Source organism: Arcanobacterium haemolyticum DSM 20595, assembly GCF_000092365.1.
GTDB classification, from domain to species: domain Bacteria; phylum Actinomycetota; class Actinomycetes; order Actinomycetales; family Actinomycetaceae; genus Arcanobacterium; species Arcanobacterium haemolyticum.
The window spans coordinates 441,367-461,107 of the sequence record NC_014218.1 but is presented as its reverse complement, the minus strand read 5'-3'; the positions used below and the strand labels follow the sequence as shown (position 1 = coordinate 461,107).

Here is a 19,741-nt window from a genome sequence, read left to right as displayed (position 1 = left end):
ATGCTGTTTTCTTATAAGAAGGATTCTTCTGTAAGGAGGACGCATGCAGATTATTCCCGGGTTGCCGGTGTTGTGGCGTGAAGTTGATCAGATCCAGATTGGTTATGATCCGCGAACGGGTGTGATCCTTTCTGGCTTGGCTCCTCATGAGTTGGAGTTCGTTGATTCTCTCTCACGTCCTCAATCAGATTTGGAACTAGCACATCGAGCACGGCAGTTGCATCTCTCTCAGCCACGAGTTCGTGACATCGTGGCGATGTTAGACAAGGCTCAGGTGATTACTACTAGTCAGGTAGGTTCTCCGGATGTTGCTTCGTCATTGCGCGTGCGCGGGCACGCTCCGCAGTACCGTTCAACAGCTCATGTGCGGTTCGCCCGCGGAGATTATGTGAGCGTGGTGGCAGCGCTTATTTTGGCTGATGCTGGGGTTGGAATAATAACGTGCCGTGATAACGCGAGTGTGCAGGAAACAGATCATCCTCAGATGGCAGAAAACTACACAGGAATACCGCGGCATCTGGCGTTAACTCATGTCTTGCGTGCCCGTGGAATGATGAATGACGAAGTAATTCCTCCTACCGTGGCAGTGGAAACTGGCCCGTACGTTATCAACCCCGTAAACGGTAACCACTGGTTATCTGCAGGAATTCCGGTTGTTCACGCGTGTATTGAGGAAGTGGATGTTGTTGTTGGCCCAACCACGATCCCCCATGAATCCGCGTGCGCATCATGTATGTATTTGCATTATGCCGATGCTGATCCGTTCTGGAACCGGTTGGCGATGCAAGCGTTTGGGCGCACCGACGTGTTGGCCGATATCGCATCGATGGAGTTGGCAGGCGCACACATAGCACGTGAAGTGTTGGCGCTTATTGACCGTCTTTCTCCATCACTTACGAACCGCATCGTACGGATTGGCCCTACGCCAGCAACACCTCAGTTATTCGAGGTGCCACCGCATCTCTCCTGTGGATGCAGCGCGGCCGGATCCGATTGATGTTCGGTTAACGATTTCTAGCACGGCTTCGCCAAAATAGGCGAGTTTCATGGCACCCACGCCTTTAATCTTGCCCAGTTCGGCCAAGTTGCGTGGTTTGTTCACGGCGATGTCACGCAACACCGAATCGTGGAGAATCAGGTATGGCTTGCGCCCAGATTCGTCTGCAACACCGCGCCGCCACCGCACAAGATCATTGAAAAGATCCATGTCCTGTGGATGGTACGTTTCGAATTCGTAGGCGAGTTCGGCAGATTTCTTCCGTGCCTGGGTTGCCCGAGATTGAGTGGTTGCCCAGACGTCCTCTAAGAATCGCGAGCGCTTTCTATCTGTTCGCCCACTGTTGCCACGAGCGTAGGAGATTGAGAGATGGTGTTTTGCACGGGTGATGCCAACATAGAATAGCCGGCGTTCTTCTTCAATTCCTTCTCCCGCTTTGGCAAGAGAGATAGGCATGAGCCCTTCGCTCATCCCTACAAGGAATACGCTGTCCCATTCCAAACCTTTGGAGGCGTGGAGTGATGCTAGCGTGACGGAATTGGACACGGGTTCGTTCATCATTTCTGCACGTTCGCGCATTTCAGCCAGGAATTCTTCCACATCAGCCCCGCGTTTTTCTTCCATTTCTGCGGCGATTTCACGAAGCGCGTTCAGGGCGTCCCAGCGTTCCCGGATCGCGCCACGGCCGGTAGGCGCTTCAGGCCGCCACCCCATCTGGATAAGGCCATCAACCACAGTATCTTCTAGCCCCTTGTGTTGCGGTAACCGCGCCACGGAGCGAAGCATAACCATGGCTTCTTTGACGTCTTTTCGTTGGAAGAATCGTTCGGCATCCTTGATGGACACCGGTATGCCCAGATCTGTGAGTGCTGTTTCAAACGCCGCCGATTGGGCGTTTGTTCGATACAAGATGGCAATATCTGAATACTTCGCGCCGTGGTTAACAAGCGACACGATTTTTTGTGCGATCGACGTTGCTTCATCCGTATCATCTGCATACGCATCGAATGCAACGGGCCTGCCAGATGGGAGCATGGATGTCAGGTGTACAGCACCATCCAGCCGTGCTTGGCTAATCACCGTGTTAGCCAAGTCAACGACTTGAGGCGTGGAACGGTAATCTCTGTTGAGTGTGACTATTTTGGCCTGCGGGTAATGCCGTGAAAACTCTGATAGATAAGCAGATTGAGCGCCGGCGAACGAATAGATTGTCTGTGCAACATCGCCCACCACACACAGATCACGCCTATCCCCTAGCCATAAATCAAGCAGGCGGTGTTGCATTGGGGAAACGTCTTGGTATTCGTCCACAACAAAGTGCCGGTACTGGTGGCGAATAATCCTGGCAATTTCCGGTTCATCCCGCATGATTCCAATGAGGAGCAAGATGACGTCCTCAAAATCGATGACGCCACGTTCCGTTTTGGCTTCTTCGTATCGCCTAATCAGATGGGCGATATCTTGGTATGTAGCACCGGCAACAGGATCACGGTGAAGTTCGGTTGCACGTTGTACATATTCTTCCGGCGGGCAGAGTGACACCTTCGACCATTCGATTTCTGCCGCCAGATCCCGAACGGCCGGTTTGCTATTATCCAGCCCCAACGACGCCGCCGCGCCAGATACCAAGGCAATCTTCGATTCTTTGATTTCAGGAACATACCCACCGATAGCCTGCGGCCAGAAATGCCGCAGCTGCGCCAGCGCCGCCGAATGGAAGGTTCGAGCATTCACTGGACGCACACCCAAATCCCGCAACCGTGAACGCATTTCAGATGCGGCCTTGGTGGTGAACGTGACGGCCAGGATATTGCGAGGATCGAATGCCCCACTGTGAACGGCATACGCGATACGATGCGTGATCGCCCGGGTTTTACCAGTTCCCGCGCCGGCAAGTACTGCCATCGGGCCATGGACGTTACGCGCGACTTCACGCTGATCTGGATCCAATGATTCCAGTATCGCTTCAGGGTGCATCGGCCGTTCCTTTCCTACGATCAACACTCATGTTTAGCATCTAGGAATGATTCTATCCACCGCCTCCACCACCTTTTGATGTCAGATGCCAAGATGTGGATTCTTCCTCGATTATCCACACAACCAGTGCATGACCAGAGCACGCCCCACAGAAGCCGCAGATGGCAAGCTTAGTTCTCCCGCATCAACACGCGCCCGCAACTCGTCTTTCCCAATAAAGAAGGCCTCTACAATTTCATCCCCATCAGGCCGAACCTCACGATCTGCGGTATATCCATAGAACGCCACCATCATCGATCGAGGGAACGGCCACGGCTGCGAACCGGCATACTCCACCGCACCAACACGTACCCCTGCTTCTTCCCACACTTCACGCCGCACGGCCGCTTCGAACGTCTCGCCCGCCTCCACAAAACCAGCCAACACAGAGATTCGCCCAACAGGCCATCGGCGGTTTCGGGCCACAAGCAACTCCCCCGCACCGTTAATGATCCCCATAATCACGGCAGGATCCATCCGCGCAAACACCTCATGCCCGTTCTCGCACACACGTTTCCGGCCATAATTCGCAGATTCCAATGCGCTCCCACAACGTTCACAAAACAAGGCCCGCCGATGCCATGCGGTCAACGCCAACGCCGACCACACCAGCTGTATGTCCGCGTTATCCAGATCGGCCACGCCCGCACGCACGTCAATAAAGTCAAGATCGGCCATTTCAGCCCCGTCGTCGTCAATCACGCAAAAATCGTGATCCCCATCGGACCCAAGATACACAAGCCCAACCGGCTCCGTACGCAACCGCTCCCACGCCACCGCGCCCGCGCGCACCCCAATCAGCCCGTCACAAACGCGCATCACCCGAACGCGCCCCAAGCCACAACGAAACTCCGGATCCACCGAGATTTCCCTGCTATTCCAACGTTTACTTAACGGATCAAAGGCACATGTTAGTTCATCCACACCCCAACCCTACCCCGTGAGTACCCGAAATCCGCGCAAATTTGCCACAATATAAGGCGTGACTATGCCGAATACTCCATATATAACCGCCCCGCTGGCCGAACCGAGTCTCACCGTGCCGCCTCGTTTGGGCGCACACCTTGTTGGCGACGGCGTGGATATTGCCATCGAAGCGCCCCACGCATCGGCCGTGTGGGCGTGCTTTATGGACCCCGCGGATCCCACCTCCGAATGGCAGGTTGCGTTGCGGCCGGGAATGCATGGGGTGTGGTCTGGGCACGTTTCGAGTATTTCTGCCGGGCAGTTTTATGGGGTTCGCGCCGATGGGCGCTGGGATCCTGCCGCCGGGCACGTCTATAATCCTGCGAAACTTTTGTTGGATCCGTACGCACGCGCGGTGGGGCGCGCCCCGCGTTTGGATTCGGCGCTGTATGGGCATGCGGTTGACGACGCCGCAGCTCCGCTTGAACAAAGCACGTTGGATTCTGGGCACGTTGCGCCACTGGGCGTGATTGTTGCCGATGAGCCGGCGCGCGGTGCGCGGCCGAATATTCCCTGGGATAAAACCATTGTGTACGAAGCCCATGTTGTTGGGTTAACCAAGACGTTGCCTAGAGTGCCAGAAGAACTGCGCGGAACCTATGCAGGGCTTGGTCATCCGGCCACGATCGAGCACCTGACTTCACTTGGCGTTACCGCCGTTGAATTGTTGCCAATCCACGCCAAGATGAACGAACCATTCTTGGAAAACAAGGGATTGGAAAACTACTGGGGTTACAACACGCTAGGGTTCTTCGCACCGGAACCGAGTTACGCGAGTGCGGCCAGCCAGAGTGCCGGCGCGCAAGCTGTTATCGATGAAGTTAAAGGCATGGTTGGCGCACTTCACGATGCCGGTATCGAAGTGCTGCTGGACGTGGTGTATAACCATTCGTGTGAAGCCGGAGTTGACGGGCCAACCGTATCCTGGCGCGGGCTGGACAGTTCGTTGTACTACCGCCACGATTCGTCGAATCCTGCGGCTCTTAAAGACACCACGGGATGCGGAAATTCGTTCGATTTCCGCCGCACATCCGTGATGCGTATGACCTTAGATTCTCTACGTTACTGGGTGGAGATCATTGGTGTGGACGGGTTCCGGTTCGATCTGGCCGCCACCCTTGGGCGCGAAGGCGATAACTTCAACCCAAACCATCCTCTTTATATGGCGATAGCTACCGATCCTGTACTCTCCGGGGTTAAGTTGATTAACGAACCGTGGGATGTAGGATACGGCGGTTGGCGTACTGGCCAATTCCCTGTGCCAACTGCTGATTGGAACGATCGATTCCGTGATACGTTGCGCGCGTTTTGGCTAACTGAACCAGCAGCGATTCTAAATGGCGGGCATGGCTCCGATCTGCGCGATCTGGCAACTCGTATGGCCGGATCAGCAGATTTGTTCGGGCACGGGCGGCTCCCGGGCGGGCGGGGAGTACATGCGTCGGTCAATTTTGTGACTGCCCACGATGGCTTCTCCCTCAACGATCTCACCGCTTACTCCATGAAACACAACGATCTAAACTTGGAAGAAAACCGGGACGGATCGGACAATAATCTTTCCTGGAACCACGGCGTTGAAGGAACAGCATCCGAAACGATCGCCGCAATGCGCCGCAAATCCGCCCGCAACCTCATGGGCTGCCTGGTGATGGCTGCCGGAACGCCGATGCTCACCGCTGGCGATGAAATCTTGAAAACACAGCATGGCAACAACAACGCCTATTGCCAAAACACTCCTATTTCGTGGCTCGATTGGAATATCGGAGAACACGAAGCCAACATGCTGGCCACCACGTCGTTCCTGCTCCGTTTACGCCAGGAACACTCGGTTTTCCGCCCGGTTCAATTCTTCACTGGCAGCCCGCGTGATGGCGATGAACTGCGCGACATGGAATGGCTGGATGCCGATGGCAACCGTATGAATGATTACACCTGGTTTAATCCGCAAGAACGGTTAGTGCAGATGCTCCGTTCTGGCCGCGGTGTGGATCGTGACGCCCTGGTGATTATCAACGGACAAGACAACTCAGAACGAGTCATCATTCCGTGGGGTCGTGGAAAATCGTTCGATCTGGTGTGGGCAAGCCAATGGGAACGCCCGCGCGATTCCTTCGATTCATACGAACCAGGCGAATCGTTAATCATGGCTCCATTCTCCATGGCGATCCTCTTGTCCTGAACTAACGGCATTCCACCGATTCTTTCTAGCCTATTTTTATCCGCCTCGACGGCACATCTCAAAGATTTAATTCCTACTGAACAACGTGTATCTGCATTCGGGAAATTTGAATCAACTTTTTGGCTTTTTACAACATTCGGTCCGATATTAGGTGGACTGATTACTCAAGTCATTGGGGCTGGCCTCACCCTTTATCGCAAGTACTAGGGCTTTTAGGATCAGCTCTGGGTTTACCAACGCCTGAAAGAGAGGCGCCAGCTATCCACGTCTTACTCTCAACAACTTAGTGAAGGTTTCCGTTATATCGCCGCCGATCCTACTCGCACATATTGGAAGAACAGCGCATACTCTGCCATATCGGAATACTGCGTTCACTTCCTATTTTTGCTAGCTTATTCTCTAGAATCTCTGGTCCTCTCCTTGCCTTAGTTGGCGGAGTTGTTGGCCAGATCTTCGGTGTACAAACTTGCAAGTAGGATACCCGCGACCACTGCGACGTGCATTTTACTCGCTCATGATGATGTCACCGTTGGCAATATGCGACCCGTCCGTCGTCGAAAAACTTGTGTAAAACCAAAGGTGAAATAAAATGTGGTGGAGCAACACGCTAAAATAAAACCATGAGTGAAAATACCCCTGAACTTGCAGTTGAAAACGCAACGTCGGATGCTTCCTTGGAAGCAACGCGCCAGATGAGCGACAAAATCAATCTCGCGATTGATGAAGATCCATCGAAATTCCGTGTCCTTACCGGAGCTCGCCCAACCGGGCACCTCCACATCGGGCACTACTTCGGAACCCTCCAAAACTGGGTCAAACTCCAAAAACGTGGAGTTGATACGTGGCTACTCATCGCGGATTACCAAGTTATTACAGATCGTGACGAAGCCGATTCGATCCAAGAACGCACCATGTCCCTCCTCACCGATTATCTTGCGGTGGGAATGGATCCGGAAGAAACCGTGTTCTTCGCCCACTCGCAAATCCCGGAACTAAACGAACTGGTACTGCCCTTCCTGTCGGTAGTAACTGACGCCGAACTGCGCCGTAACCCAACCGTCAAGGCGGAATTTGAAGCGACGCACGGGCGCCCAATGTCCGGTCTGCTTCTCACCTACCCAGTCCACCAAGCCGCAGATATTCTCTTCTGCAAAGCAAACCTGGTGCCTGTAGGCAAAGATCAGCTCCCCCACCTCGAACAAGCGCGCGTTATCGCCGACCGGTTTGAAAAACGTTACAACAAGGGGAAGAAAGCCAAGCGTATCTTCCCACGTCCGCATGCGTTACTCTCGGATGCAACGCACGTGCTGGGGCTCGACGGGGAAAAGATGTCCAAATCTCGCGGAAACACCATCGAACTGCGCATGAGCGCCGACGAAACCGCAAAGAAACTGAAGCGGGCAGTCACCGATTCGGATCGCCACATCACCTACGATCCAACCAACCGCCCAGAAGTTTCCAACCTTCTTCTCATCGCATCCATGTGTATCGGCGAAACACCAGAAACGATCGCAGAACGAATCGGCGATGGCGGCGGCGGAACACTCAAGAATGTGGTTACTGAAGCGCTGAACGAACACCTCGCCCCAATGCGTGCACGCCGGGCCGAACTTGAAAAAGACCAAGCCTACCTGCGCGAAGTCCTCCAGCGTGGAATCGAACGGGCACGCGAACAAGCTCAAGAAACACTTGACGACGTTCACGCGGCACTCGGAATGCGGTACTAAACCCTCCTTTCTACTATCCAACTACCAAATTGGGACTTTAGAACTATTTTCCCATCTTCGTGAGCGAAGAATGCGACGGAAGCGGCGCCGTCGTCCATGAAAAAATTTTCGCAACGTTACATCTAGGCTACGATTGCCTTGTAAGGTCCTGGGCTGTGCGCCCAGTCAGTCATGAAAGGAAGACCATGACCAAACCAGATACCACAACAGCACTCGGCATGCAGGTGCGTGCTGTTTCTGGCCGTAATGAACATTCCGGCACCCCGATGGAATACTGGACCGCGATGTCCAACACGGTCGTTGATCGAATTGCAGACAACTGGCAGCGCACCGAAGAAACCTACAACGCTACCCGTATGCAACACTACTTTTCCGCGGAATTCCTCATGGGCCGCGCGCTTCTCAACAACCTCACCAACCTTGGCATGGTCGAAGAAGCAACCGAAGCCCTGAACGCATTCGGACAAAACCTCTCCGACGTTCTCGAAGAAGAACACGACGCTGCGCTCGGCAACGGTGGCCTCGGACGCCTCGCAGCCTGCTTCCTCGATTCCTGCGCCACCATGGATCTTCCCGTGCGCGGCTACGGAATCCTCTACCGTTACGGACTCTTCCGCCAGCTCTTCAACGAAGGCTTCCAAGAAGAAGAACCAGACGCATGGATGGAAGAAGGCTACCCATTCGTAGTGCGCCGCGAAGAAGAACAACGCCTCGTTAAGTACGCTGACCTCGACGTTCGCGCCGTCCCATACGATATGCCAATCACCGGCTACGGCACCAAGAACGTCAACACTCTGCGCATGTGGAAAGCCGAACCTACCAAGGAATTCGATTACGACGCCTTCAACTCCCAGCGCTTCACCGATGCCATCGTGGAACGCGAACGAGTACACGACATCTGCCGCGTACTCTACCCGAACGATTCCACCTACGAAGGCAAGGTGCTGCGCGTACGCCAACAGTACTTCTTCTGCTCCGCATCCTTGCAAGCGATCGTTGACAACCACCTGAAGCAGCAGGGCAGCCTGGACAACTTCCACGAATTCAACTGCATCCAGCTCAACGATACCCACCCGGTTCTGGCCATCCCAGAACTCATGCGTATCCTGCTCGATGAACACGGCTACTCGTGGGAAGCTGCCTGGGACATCGCCTCCCATACCTTCGGCTACACCAACCACACCGTTCTTGCCGAAGCACTCGAAACCTGGGAGATGACGATCTTCGATCGCCTCTTCCCGCGCATCAGCGAAATCGTGCGCGAAATCGATCGCCGCTTCCGCGAAGAACTCGCAACCGAAGGCTACCACCCAGGCAAGATCGAATACATGGCCCCAATCCAGGGCAACCGTGTACACATGGCATGGATCGCCTGCTACGCCTCCTACTCGATCAACGGCGTGGCTGCGCTTCACACTGAAATCATCAAGAAGGACACGCTCCACGATTGGTACGATATTTGGCCAGAGCGCTTCAACAACAAGACCAACGGCGTTACCCCACGCCGCTGGCTCAACCAATGCAACCCACGTTTGGCTTCGCTCCTTACCGAGTTGCTTGGGTCCGACGCTTGGGTGCGCAACCTTGACGAGCTCAAGAAGCTGGAGAAGTTCGGCGAAGATCTGACCGTGCTTGACCGTGTAAACGACATCAAGGCCGCCAACAAGGCTGACTTTGCTGCGTGGATCAAGAACCGCCAGGGCGTGACCGTTAACCCTGACGCCATCTTCGACGTTCAGATCAAGCGTTTGCACGAATACAAGCGCCAGCTCATGAACGCCATCTACATTTTGGATCTCTACTTCCGTTTGAAGGATGATCCAACCCTGGACGTTACTCCACGCCTCTTCATCTTCGGCGCGAAGGCTGCTCCTGGATACGTTCGCGCGAAGGCCATCATCAAGCTGATCAACGAAATCGGCCGCCTAATCAACAACGATCCAGACGTTGCTGGCAAGCTGCAGGTTCTCTTCGTTGAAAACTACAACGTGTCCCCGGCCGAACACATCATTCCTGCATCGGACGTTTCCGAACAAATCTCCACTGCAGGTAAGGAAGCCTCTGGCACATCGAACATGAAGTTCATGATGAACGGCGCGTTGACGCTAGGCACGTTGGACGGCGCGAACGTTGAAATCCTCGATTCCGTTGGAGAAGAGAACGCCTACATCTTCGGCGCCAAGGAAGAAGAACTGCCAGAACTGCGCACAAACTACAACCCGCGCGCAACCGCAGAACATACCCCTGGCTTGAAGCGAGTTCTCGATGCCTTCGTAGACGGCACATTGAACGACGGCGGAACCGGCATGTTCCACGATCTGCTCAACTCCCTCTACGAACCAAGCTGGGAGCCAGCAGACGTCTACTACGTTCTTGGCGATTTCGCTTCCTACCGCGAAACCCGTGACCGCATGGCTGCCGATTACACGGATCGCCGCCACTGGGCACGCATGGTCTGGAAGAATATCGTGGAATCTGGCCGCTTCTCCTCCGATCGCACCATCGGCGATTACGCACGCGAAGTGTGGAAGATCGATCCGCAGACGATCTGATCGGGTTGGCTGGTTAGTTGGCCGCTTAGGCTGTGCATAGCCCGCCGACCCTGATTATTTCGAGAATAGTGGCAAATATTGCCACTATTCTCGAAATAATCAGCATTACTAACCCGCCCAGACCTGCATTTTGCTTGAGGATCTGGCACGGCCTCGCCGTATATTGCAGGGCGTGCCGGAATCTCAATGTTTTTGCAGGTGGAGGCAGGGCAAGATCTGCCGCGCCGGCCGGCTGCTGGCTGCCACACCGCCAGCCTGGCCACACCCGCCAGCCTGGCCACACACCCGCCACCCGCTACTTCGCCTCTGCTTCCGTCCCACACGAGATCGCCGACCCGTGCGATAGAGTGATGAGTATGCATATCCGTTTAGCACTACACACGGGCAACAGCGTCATCGATTCTTATGGCCTTGAGGCCACAATCTGCGAAGGCTTCCTGGTAGCAACCACCTTCGTTCCGCACAGAGATACTGGTGAATGGCTGGACACACAACTAATTCAAGCTGGAAGTATCAGTACTGCGGATACTGCCAACACTACTGACCACATCACTACTACAGGTCGGGCCAACGCCACAGGCCGCACCACAGATCACGCCAACGGCACCACCGCCCCAGCAGCCTCAGAGGATCTCCACACCGCGGCGTTGCTCGAAACTGCGTTCGCCGGCTGGCGCAATACCGGAGATCCCAGCCTTTTCCGCCACCTTCCTTTAGCCCCAGCTCACACAGCTTTCGCGGCGCAAATCCGCGCAGCCCTCCTGGCACTCGCTCCAAGCCAAACAATCAGTTACCACTCCCTGGCCGCCTGCACCCACAGCCCTAATGCCATCCGAGCGGCGGCATCGGCCTGCGCCCGCAACCCGCTCCCGCTCATTGTGCCGTGCCACGCGGTGCTCCCAACGCCTGCCCAGCATATGCTCGCCAGCACACCGCAAGCCCTCAACACCCCGGATTTCTCCCCTGGAAAATACGCGTTCGGTTCAGATCTCAAACTGGCGATTCTCCGCCACGAATCATGCTTTTAGTCCCACCGCCCGAAACAGCCGCACCTTTATTCATGTCAGCACAGAGCTTAATTACTCTAAGGATTTTTGAGACGTAGGTAACTCGATTAGACTAGAGGCTGTGAGTACTTTGCAACATAAAACCAGTTCTGCCCGCCGTTCCTCGCGCCGTTCAGTTGCGGCGCCTGATTTTGTGGCTGTGAGCCGTATTCCGATAGTTGAGGTGTCGCCTCAACTGCTTGATGGGACGGCTCCGGTTAAGAGTACGGTGGATGAGTCTTTCCCTGTTCAGGCAACAATTTTTCGTGAGGGACATGATAAGTTTGCCGCGCGTGCGGTGCTTGTTGATGGTGCTGGGCATACGGTCGATTCGGTTCCAATGTGTGACGTTTCGCCTGGTTTGTTTAGGTTTGAGGGGTGGTTGACTCCTCGGGTTCCTGGCCCGCATCGGTTTTTTGTTGAGGCGTGGTCTGATCCGTATGCTACGTGGCTTCATAATGCGGAGATTAAGGTGCCGGCTGGTATTGATGTTGGGTTGGTTTTTGCTGAAGCTGAGGTGTTGTTTAAGGCTGCTTTGAAGGGTACTCCGGTGCGTTCTGGGGAGCGTGCGGCGATTCGTGATGCGTTGACTGTGATTTCGAAGAGGCGCGCGTTGCCTGAGGTGAAGTTGGCTGCGGCGCGTTCTGAGGAGGTTCGGGCTGCGTTTGCTGCGTATCCGGTGAAGGAGCTTGTGTCGCGGTCGCGTGAGTATCCGGTTTTCGTGGATAGGGTGCGTGCGCTTGTTGGTTCGTGGTACGAGTTGTTCCCGCGTTCGGTTGGTGCTACGCGTGATTCTGAGTCTGGTGAATGGACGTCGGGTACGTTGCGTACGGCTGCTACGGATTTGGATCGCGTTGCGGGTATGGGTTTTGATGTTGTGTATATTCCGCCTGTGCATCCGATTGGTTTGACGAATCGTAAGGGCCGAAACAATTCGTTGACTGCGGTTCCGGGGGATCCGGGTTCGCCGTATGCGATTGGTTCCGACGCCGCCGGTGGTCACGATGCAATTGAACCTTCGCTTGGCACTTTTGAAGATTTCGACGTTTTTGTTGGCCGCGCTCATGAACTGGGTATGGAAGTGGCGTTGGATTTAGCGTTGCAGTGTTCTCCTGATCATCCGTGGGTGAAGGAGCATCCGGAGTGGTTTACTGCTCGGCCAGATGGCACGATTGCGTATGCAGAAAATCCGCCAAAGAAGTACCAGGATATTTATCCGTTGAATTTTGATAATGATCCGGAGGGTATTTATAAGGAGATCAAGCGGGTTGTGGAGTTGTGGGTTGCTCATGGCGTCACGATTTTCCGTGTGGATAATCCGCACACGAAGCCGGTTGGTTTCTGGCAGCGTCTGCTGGCTGAGTTCCGTGTGGAGCACCCTGAGGTTATTTTCTTGGCTGAGGCGTTCACGAATCCGCCGATGATGCAGACTTTGGGTACGGTTGGCTTCCACCAGTCGTACACGTATTTCACGTGGCGTAACGAACGTCAGGAGATCGAAGAGTACTTGATGGAAGTCTCACACGAATCGTCGCACCGAATGCGTCCGGCTTTCTGGCCAACAACTCACGATATTCTTACTCCATATATCCAGCGTGGCGGGATTTCTGCAGCAGCTATCCGCGCGATTTTGGCGGCCACGGGTTCGCCTACATGGGGTATTTACAACGGCTACGAACTGATCGAAAACATTGCCCGCCCAGGGGCAGAGGAACATATTGATAACGAAAAGTATGAATTTAAGCCGCGCAATTATGCTCTTGCGGAGCAAAACGGTATGGCTACTCTGCTGACGATGCTCAATTCGATCCGTTCTAAGCACAAGGCGCTCCAGCGTTTGCGTAACGTCACGATCAATCCAACATCGAACGATAAGATCGTGTCGTTTACCAAGGTGGCACGCCCAGAGGAAACGGCGGATGGGGTGATGGATGCGGTGATCGTCGTCGTCAATCTGGATCCGTACGCATCGCGTGACGCAACTGTTTACCTCGATCTTTCCCCGTTCGGAATTTCGCCACGCTGGGATGGCGGGCCGATCATTGAGGTGACCGATGAGATGAGCGGCGAAACTTACCTGTGGAACGAAGCGCCTTATGTTCACCTCGATCCGCATGGCCAAGTAGCACATGTCCTATCCGTGAAGGTTCTATCTTGAGTTCATTGCATTTCCCTACCGAAAAACCGGGCCTCGCCTCCGATCCAGAATGGTTCCGCACGGCAGTCTTTTATGAAGTCCTTTTGCGTGCCTTCGGCGATACGGAAGGGAGCGGTACCGGGGATTTCCGTGGGCTGATTGAGCACCTCGATTATTTGCAATGGTTGGGGGTGGATGCGCTGTGGATTCCGCCGTTCTATCCGTCTCCGATGCGTGATGGCGGCTACGATATTTCGCACTACACGGCCATTAAGTCCGAATACGGAACGATGGAAGATTTTGCGGAGCTGGTGGAACAAGCCCATGAGCGCGGGATCCGGATCGTCATTGATATCGTGGCGAACCATACGTCGGATCAGCACCCGTGGTTCCAGAGTTCGCGGGCGAATCCGGACGGGCCGTACGGCGATTTCTACGTGTGGCGGGATACGGATGAAGAATATGCCGATGCGCGTATTATTTTCATCGATACGGAGAGTTCTAACTGGACTTTCGATCCGGTGCGGCGCCAATATTTCTGGCACAGGTTCTTTTCGCACCAGCCGGATCTCAATTTTGAGAATCCGGCTGTGCAGGACGCGATCATTGACGTGGTCAAGTTCTGGTGTGAGATCGGGGTTGATGGGTTCCGGTTGGATGCCATCCCATACTTGTTTGAAGAAGAGGGCACGAACTGCGAAAACCTGCCGCGTACGCACGAATTCATTGCGCGGTTGCGCCGTGAAATCGACGCCGCCTACCCCGGCCGTATCTTTATTGCCGAAGCGAACCAGTGGCCGCAGGACGTGGTGGAATACTATGGTTCGGACGATTCGCCAGAATGCCACATGTGTTTCCATTTCCCTGTGATGCCGCGTATTTACTATGCGTTGCGCGATCAGCGGGCTACGGCTATTCGGGAGATTTTGAAGGCGACTCCAGATATTCCGGCGGGCGGCCAGTGGGGCACGTTCTTGCGTAATCATGACGAACTCACGTTGGAAATGGTTTCTACGGAAGAACGCGCCAAGATGTATGGCTGGTATGCGGAAGATCCGCGGATGCGAGCGAATGTTGGTATTCGGCGCCGGTTGGCTCCGTTGCTGGGTAATTCGCGTGCGGAAATCGAATTGGCTAACGCGTTGTTGCTTTCCTTGCCTGGTTCTCCGTGTTTGTATTACGGGGATGAGATCGGTATGGGCGATAACATTTGGCTGGAGGATCGCGATTCGGTGCGTACGCCGATGCAGTGGACTCCGGATCGGAATGCGGGCTTCTCCCTTGCCGATCCTGGCAAGTTGTATCTGCCGTTGGTGCAGTCGCTGGTGTATCACTATCAGGGTACGAATGTGGAGTCGCAGTTGGCTCAGCCGGCGTCGTTGTTGCATTGGATGCGTGGCATTATTCAGGTGCGTTCGCAGTATCCGGTTATGGGTAACGGCGCGTTCACGTTGTGCGATACGGATAATGAGTCTGTGTTGGCGTTTACTCGCACGAACGCCGATCAGGTGATGTTGTGTGTGATGAATGTGGCGAATACGCCGCGGGCTGCCACGATTTCGGTTCCTGATTTTGCTGGGTTCGCTGCGCGGGACGTGTTCGGTGGGGCCGATTTCCCTTCTGTTTCGCCTGGTGGCACGTACCAGTTGACTCTGGGTTCGCGCGATTTCTTCTGGTTGGAGTTGTCCGATGATAAGGATTAGTAGTAACGACGTCGGTGCGTGCGTTGCGCCGTGGATGGCCGAAGCGCGGTGGTTCCGTGGCGCAACGGTGGAATCGATGCGTTTTGTGGCGTCGTGTGCGTTGCCGCCATCGCAGCCTGGAGCAGTGACTGTTCTTCACCTGGTGGAGTGCGGTTCGCTCATGTTCAGTGTTCCACTCACCTACTATGTTGGCGGTGTTGCTGAGAATGCGATTGGCGTTGTGGCAGGTTCTGTGGCGGTTGTTGATGCTACGGATGATCCGGTAGGCCAACACGATCTCTACCATCTCTTTTATGGGGTGAGCGAACCTGATGTTGAACCTGCCGTGTGGATCGATGATGCCGGCGCGGAACTTGACCTCACGATGGTTCCGGCTAGATCGATTCGGGATCTTCCTGCACCAGCGAGTTCACACAAGCTCACCTCAGAACAATCTAATACTTCGATCATCTATCGGTACGATCACCTGCCTGAAAACCAGCCTGCCGGCATTATCTGTAAGTTGTTGCGCGTGATTGACCGCGGCCACAATCCGGATGTGGAACTCCAGCAAGCCTTGGATTCTGCCGGATCATGCAGCGTTCCCCGGCAGTACGGATCTGTGAATGGTACCTGGGATGATGGATCTTCAGCCGATCTGATTGTTGCGCAAGAGTTTCTTGCTGGATCCGTTGATGCCTGGCAGGTCATCACCAACGAACTTGCCACCTTTGGGCCAACCATGTCCTCTGGTCAGCGTGAACGAATCGTTGCACTAGGAAGGCTCACTCGCGATATCCATGACCAGCTCAGCACGGCCTGTGGAACGTCAGTAATGTCCAACCACACCGTCGTCGAGCATCTCAAAGAACGTGCGGAACGTGCCATTGCAGACGCACCGCAACTCGCCGAATATCGAACCGATATCACCGAACTATACGATTCGGTGCGTGACCTGGCCTGGCCACGAGCGCAACGAATCCACGGCGATTTCCACTTGGGGCAAGTATTGGACGTGCCGGAACGTGGCTGGGTGGCGCTCGATTTCGAAGGAGAGCCGCTGCGGCCGCTCTCACAACGAACGCAACCAGACATCGCACTACGGGACGTGGCTGGAATGCTACGATCGTTCGATTATGCCGCCGGAACCGCAGAAAAGGCGGGTGCGGATCATGACGCATGCCGATCTTGGGAACGCGCCGCGAGTGCCGCCTACCTCGAAGGATACGGGCACCTCACAGCCGCTGAAACGCACCTTCTTAACGCGTTCGTCCTAGACAAGGCGCTCTACGAAGTCAGCTACGAAACCGCCTCACGCCCAACCTGGGTTGACATTCCACTTGCTGGAGTCAAAACCGCATTATTACGCAAAACACGAACCACGTAATAGATGTACATCACACAGAAACATGGAAAAATAGACCTATGAACGCAAAGCTTGAACCACTCAACGTTGGTACCGATATCCTCGATGCCATCTCACATGGCTACTACCATGCGCCACACGATGTGCTCGGCCCTCATTCGGACGGAACAAACCTGACCATCCGAGTGATCCGGCAACTCGCGGACGCAGTTACTGTAGTTACCCTTGACGGCGAATACCCCGCCGTCCACGAACACAACGGCGTGTGGGTAGCAGTACTCCCAGGCAAGGAAATCCGCGATTACCGAATCCGGGCACGCTATGGAGATTTCGATTCCACCGGCGATGATGGCTATCGATTCCTCCCAACCGTAGGTGAAATGGATACCTACCTGTTTGGCGAAGGCCGCCACGAACGCCTCTGGGAAGTTATGGGCGCTCACCTGCGCACTTACGAAACCGATATGGGTGTGGTTACTGGTACATCGTTCGCCGTATGGGCCCCGAACGCGAAGGCCGTGCGGGTAGTTGGCGATTTTAACGCATGGAACGGAACCGTATCATCCATGCGCACAATGGGAACCTCCGGTGTGTGGGAACTCTTCATTCCAGGCGCTAAGGAAGGTTCGCACTACAAGTTCGAAATCCAATATCCAGACGGATCGTGGCACCAGAAAGCCGATCCGTTCGCACGCCGCACCGAAGTCCCACCATCAACCGCATCTATCATCACCTCTACTCATTTCACGTGGAGCGATGAAGAGTGGGTTGAACAGCGCGGCGCAAGCGATCCGCATGCAGGCCCAATCTCTATCTATGAAGTTCACTTAGGTTCCTGGCGTATGGGCCTGGATTTCAAAGAGCTGGCCGAACAGCTGATCGGGCACATCAAGTATCTTGGATTCACACACGTTGAATTCATGCCGTTGGCCGAACATCCATTCGGGCCGTCGTGGGGCTACCAGGTTACGGGCTACTACTCCCCGACTGCCCGATTCGGGACTCCTGATGAACTGCGCTACCTGATCAACGAACTTCACAAGGCCGGCATTGGCGTGATCATGGATTGGGTGCCTGCCCACTTCCCGAAGGACGATTGGGCATTGGCCCGCTTCGATGGCACTCCGCTGTTTGAAGATCCAAACCCATTGCGCGGTGAACATCCGGATTGGGGCACATACATCTTCAACTTCGGCCGTAATGAAGTGAAGAACTTCCTGGTTGCGAACGCTTTGTACTGGTTGGAAGAGTTCCACATCGATGGCATCCGTGTTGATGCTGTGGCTTCCATGCTCTACTTGGATTACTCGCGTCAGGCTGGCCAGTGGCAGCCAAACCAGTACGGTGGCCGCGAAAACCTGGAAGCAATCTCGTTCATTCAGGAAGCGAACGCTACCGCTTACCGCAATCATCCAGGCATCATGATGATCGCCGAAGAATCCACGTCGTGGGAAGGCGTCACACGGATGACGTCTGAAGGCGGCCTCGGCTATGGCCTGAAGTGGAACATGGGCTGGATGAATGACACCCTGCATTACATGGCCGAAGAACCGATCAACCGGCGCTGGCACCACGGCGAAATCACATTCTCCATGGTGTATGCGTTCTCTGAACATTTCGCATTGCCGATTTCGCACGATGAGGTTGTGCACGGCAAAGGCTCCTTATACGAAAAGATGCCTGGTGATGCGTGGCAGAAGCTCGCCGGCGTGCGTTTGCTGTTTGGTTACCAGTGGGCGCATCCTGGCAAGCAGTTGCTCTTCATGGGCCAGGAATTCGCTCAAATTTCCGAATGGAACGAAGGCAAGGGCTTGGATTGGTGGCTCACCGATAATCCAAACCACGATGGGGTTATGTCCTGCCTTGCTCGCCTGAATGAGGTTTACAAGGAGCATCCGGCTTTGTGGTCTGATGATTTCACTCAGCGCGGTTTCGAATGGATTGATGGTTCGGATGGGGACAACAACGTGTTGACCTTCATCCGTAAGTCGTCTATTGACGACGACGTGGTGGTGGCCGCCATCAACTTCGCTGGTACTCCACATCTGGATTACCGTATTGGTTTACCAGAGGCTGGCGAATGGGAAGAAATCGTGAATACGGATGCCCTTGAGTATGGCGGTTCTGGCGTTGGAAATATGGGCTGCGTTGTGACTGAAGACGTGGCGTGGAACGGGCGTGCACAATCCGCACTCGTTCAGTTGCCACCGCTTGGCGTTGTGTACCTGACTCCAAAGCGCGCATGATACTGGCGTTTTCCATGTGAATGATCGCTGGCTAAGGCTAGACGGTGGAGGAGGTGCTGGATTATCCGGCACCTCCTCCACTTCGTCACATCGAATACATAATTACGCACATGCTTATGTTTGTGTGTTTATTGTTGCTAGCATAGAAAAACAGTGATTGAAAGGGCCTCGTGTCGATGTGCACGTGCCCAACAACGTTAGACGATGCGAACGGAGCAATAACATGACAAAGAAGGTGTCTGTTCTTATTGGTAGCCTGCGTGCAGGATCTTATGCACGCAAAATCGCTCATGTAGCAATGGAGTTCTTCCCTGCAGATTATGATGTGCAGATTGTAGAAATCGGCAATCTGCCGCTCTACAACTTCGATTGCGATGATCCAAACGTTCCAGAGGTTTCCGTTCCAGCAGAATGGACCGCATTCCGTGAAACAATCAAAAATTCCGATGGGATCTTGTTTGTGACTCCAGAAAACAACCGTCTTGTACCGGCATGTTTGAAGAATGCGGTAGATATTGGCTCGAAACCAAACTCAGATGTGGCATGGAAGAACCTCCCCGCTGGCATCATCAGCCACTCGGTTGGGAAGATGGGCGGCTACAGCTCACAAAAGACCTTGCGCCTTGCCCTGTCTTACTTCGATATGCCAATGCCAGGGCAGCCAGAAGTCTTCATCGGCAACTCCCCTGAGCTCTTCGATAACAACGGCATGATGACCGCCGAATCAACACGCGAATTCATCGCGGACTACATTACGCGCTTCACCGCGCTGATCGAAAAGCAGTAAACGCGATCGCAGCATATATCGCTTACTCTTCACAGTAGAA

Annotated in this window: 12 protein-coding genes; 10 read left to right on the top strand and 2 right to left on the bottom strand. The window is 54.5% G+C overall.

The genetic code is table 11. From position 1 onward, the window contains the following. Nucleotides 1–43: 43 nt before the first annotated feature. A complete protein-coding gene (locus ARCH_RS02000; RefSeq protein WP_013169646.1) occupies nucleotides 44–997 on the top strand; it encodes a hypothetical protein in 954 nt (317 codons plus the stop codon). On the opposite strand, the gene ARCH_RS01995 is transcribed toward ARCH_RS02000, so the two are convergent. Beyond that, the gene (locus ARCH_RS01995) at nucleotides 941–2,974 is read right to left on the bottom strand and encodes an ATP-dependent DNA helicase UvrD2 (RefSeq protein WP_013169645.1); all 2,034 of its coding nucleotides are present in this window, start codon (nucleotides 2,972–2,974) and stop codon (nucleotides 941–943) included. The two genes, ARCH_RS02000 and ARCH_RS01995, sit on opposite strands and share 57 nt — an antisense overlap. A gap of 111 nt (nucleotides 2,975–3,085) precedes the next feature. Then, complete coding sequence (gene nudC / locus ARCH_RS01990) at nucleotides 3,086–3,874, bottom strand: NAD(+) diphosphatase (RefSeq protein WP_013169644.1); 789 nt, start codon at nucleotides 3,872–3,874, stop codon at nucleotides 3,086–3,088. Nucleotides 3,875–4,001: 127 nt separating this feature from the next. Here nudC and glgX point away from each other — a divergent pair, with 127 nt between their 5' ends. From glgX to ARCH_RS01945, 9 genes are all read left to right on the top strand, one after another. Next, entirely contained in the window at nucleotides 4,002–6,158 is a 2,157-nt protein-coding gene (gene glgX, locus ARCH_RS01985) for a glycogen debranching protein GlgX (RefSeq protein WP_013169643.1), read from the top strand. A gap of 620 nt (nucleotides 6,159–6,778) precedes the next feature. Further along, nucleotides 6,779–7,885, top strand: a complete 1,107-nt coding sequence (trpS, locus tag ARCH_RS01980) for a tryptophan--tRNA ligase (RefSeq protein WP_013169642.1) — start codon at nucleotides 6,779–6,781, stop codon at nucleotides 7,883–7,885. A 185-nt stretch (nucleotides 7,886–8,070) separates the two neighbouring features. Beyond that, the gene (locus ARCH_RS01975) at nucleotides 8,071–10,437 is read left to right on the top strand and encodes a glycogen/starch/alpha-glucan phosphorylase (protein WP_013169641.1); all 2,367 of its coding nucleotides are present in this window, start codon (nucleotides 8,071–8,073) and stop codon (nucleotides 10,435–10,437) included. A gap of 350 nt (nucleotides 10,438–10,787) precedes the next feature. Further along, nucleotides 10,788–11,465 (top strand): methylated-DNA--[protein]-cysteine S-methyltransferase, encoded by a 678-nt coding sequence (locus ARCH_RS09245; RefSeq protein WP_081440738.1) that lies wholly within the window; start codon nucleotides 10,788–10,790, stop codon nucleotides 11,463–11,465. A gap of 100 nt (nucleotides 11,466–11,565) precedes the next feature. Next, nucleotides 11,566–13,641, top strand: a complete 2,076-nt coding sequence (locus tag ARCH_RS01965) for a maltotransferase domain-containing protein (RefSeq protein ID WP_013169639.1) — start codon at nucleotides 11,566–11,568, stop codon at nucleotides 13,639–13,641. After that, nucleotides 13,638–15,323 (top strand): maltose alpha-D-glucosyltransferase, encoded by a 1,686-nt coding sequence (gene treS, locus ARCH_RS01960; protein ID WP_013169638.1) that lies wholly within the window; start codon nucleotides 13,638–13,640, stop codon nucleotides 15,321–15,323. Before ARCH_RS01965 ends, treS begins: the two co-directional genes overlap by 4 nt. Beyond that, the gene (locus ARCH_RS01955; RefSeq protein ID WP_013169637.1) at nucleotides 15,310–16,689 is read left to right on the top strand and encodes a phosphotransferase; all 1,380 of its coding nucleotides are present in this window, start codon (nucleotides 15,310–15,312) and stop codon (nucleotides 16,687–16,689) included. Before treS ends, ARCH_RS01955 begins: the two co-directional genes overlap by 14 nt. A gap of 38 nt (nucleotides 16,690–16,727) precedes the next feature. Continuing rightward, nucleotides 16,728–18,914 (top strand): 1,4-alpha-glucan branching protein GlgB, encoded by a 2,187-nt coding sequence (glgB, locus tag ARCH_RS01950; protein WP_013169636.1) that lies wholly within the window; start codon nucleotides 16,728–16,730, stop codon nucleotides 18,912–18,914. A 223-nt stretch (nucleotides 18,915–19,137) separates the two neighbouring features. Continuing rightward, complete coding sequence (locus tag ARCH_RS01945; protein WP_013169635.1) at nucleotides 19,138–19,701, top strand: NADPH-dependent FMN reductase; 564 nt, start codon at nucleotides 19,138–19,140, stop codon at nucleotides 19,699–19,701. The last annotated feature ends 40 nt before the right edge of the window (nucleotides 19,702–19,741 follow it).